Below are 1,923 nucleotides of genomic sequence, written 5' to 3' on the forward strand. Positions count from 1 at the left end.
CARTGGAAAGGAGCGCTCTAATCTAGAACTTGAGCTCAGCGATAGCTTTTTTGTATCTATCGATTCTTGCGTAATCAGCATCTGTTGGCTGCGGAATTCGGTTGATATCGCAGTTATCTTCCAGATCCAGAAGCTTCACCTTCGAGGCAAGCGGGTTAAGTTTAATCCGTTTAATGAATCCTTCGTAGCTTTCATCCGCTCTCCTGGTCAGGCAATCAAGAGCTGCAATGACGTTCGAACTAAATCCTTCATTTTTTAGATCAAACAAGGTCATATTTGAATCCTCAACGACATCGTGTAAGACGGCTATAATGGATTCTTCTGTCGTTTTGGCTTTACTGGCTAATCGAATCGGATGCAGGATGTAGGGGTTTCCTCCCTTATCGGTTTGACCGTCATGCGCTTTGGCTGCTAGTAGAATCGCCTTTGTTAATGTACTCATTTCTACACCTTCATTCCGTAATTGGTAACTTCCCCATCATAGCATTTTTGCTAATTGACGGCTACAAATAAGCGCTTACCTATAAGTGAGTAGGTATCACTCCGTCTACTAAATAAAGGAAAAGTGCGTACTTCTAAGCCGTCTATGAATCTAGTATGATGGAAGTGATATAAATGAACAAGCTTTGCCCAACCTTAACTTTCTTGGAGGAGATCACGATGAAATACCGGATGCCAATGATGGGCCCAACCGTGAGGGCGGGTTATCCGCTTATAAGCTGCGCCGCCACTTGGACGCGTCCTTACGTCGTCTACAAACTGATCATATCGAGCTGTACCAGATGCATCACGTGGATCGAAACGTATCTTGGGATGAACTCTGGGAAGCTTTTCAAGTTCCTGTGTACCAAGGGAAAATCGGCTACGTCGGCTCAAGTAACTTCGCTGGGCGCGATCTGGTGAAAGCACAATATGAAGCCAAATCCCGTCATCTCCTTGGTCTAGTGTCTGAACAGCATAAATACAGCTTATTGTGCAGATTGCCAGAGCTTGAAGTGCTTCCAGCAGCTGAGGAGCTAGGCATTGGCGTCATCGCATGGAGTCCGCTGGACGGCGGTCTGCTTGGCGGCAATGCATTGAATCCAATTTCCGGTTCCAAACGTGCTAGCAACCCTGAACGGGTAGAGAAACATCGCGCTAAATTGGAAGCTTTCTCTGCACTATGCAAGGAGCTTGGTGAGAGTGAAGCGAATGTTGCACTCGCTTGGACCCTCGTCCATCCGGCCATGACGGCGCCTATTATCGGGCCTCGCACGCTCGAACAATTCGAAAACACACTGCGTGTGGTTGATATCCAACTTGATGAATCTACTTTAAGCAAATTAGATGAAATCTTCCCGGGACCTGGGGGAGATGCTCCACGGGCGTACGCCTGGTAATAAGACAAGCCGTCAGGGATTCTGACGGCTTTTTATTTCGATTATGTCGAGATTGGATGAGCCTTTATTTCCAAGGAACTACAGGCCTTTATTTTAAGAAAAACAAGCTTTTTGCTGTCTGGGAGCGGAACTACAGGTACTTATTTTGCAGCCCTGGCACGTTTTACTGCTGAATTGGGTAAAGTAGCGGATCGTAGTTCCACTACAGGTTGAAAATATGGATTTTTCAGGAAATAGCGACCTGTAGTTCCATTTGCTATTTGCATCCATGCCTTCACCCTAACCACACACATTGTAAGTAGTTTGTCTACTTGAGGGCAGCCCTTTATATATTAAAGCCGGCAGTTTGGACTTCTTCCATCAAATAAGACACCAGCATCTGCTGAATTGTTTTGTTATGCTCCTCTAACCATGAATCTCTACGTATGAATTGATTCAGAATGTAGGTAAAGTTTTGTTGGACGTCAGCTCCAGCATAATGCTGACCGATATAGATGTGTAGTACAGCGAGATGGTACAGCTGAGTTAAATTCCGTAGTTGCTC

General features: G+C 45.5%; 1 protein-coding gene and 2 pseudogenes. 1 reads left to right on the plus strand and 2 read right to left on the minus strand.

From position 1 onward, the window contains the following. Positions 1-22 precede the first annotated feature (22 nt). Positions 23-442, minus strand: a complete 420-nt coding sequence (locus AC1DUA_RS37260) for a GTP pyrophosphokinase (RefSeq protein WP_477504514.1) — start codon at positions 440-442, stop codon at positions 23-25. A 229-nt stretch (positions 443-671) separates the two neighbouring features. On the opposite strand from AC1DUA_RS37260, the pseudogene AC1DUA_RS37265 reads away from it, so the two are divergent. Next, a pseudogene (locus AC1DUA_RS37265) lies at positions 672-1,379 on the plus strand (aldo/keto reductase); the annotation flags it as partial. A 325-nt stretch (positions 1,380-1,704) separates the two neighbouring features. Here the strand turns inward: AC1DUA_RS37265 and AC1DUA_RS37270 are convergent. Further along, positions 1,705-1,923 (minus strand): annotated as a pseudogene (locus AC1DUA_RS37270) (hypothetical protein); the annotation flags it as partial.

The organism is Paenibacillus sp. 01T422 (genome assembly GCF_056398785.1).

What these genes read in the sequence shown, in the direction of transcription:
- AC1DUA_RS37260 (WP_477504514.1), bottom strand. Translation starts at nt 442, where the DNA reads ATGAGTACATTAACAAAGGCGATTCTACTAGCAGCCAAAGCGCATGAC.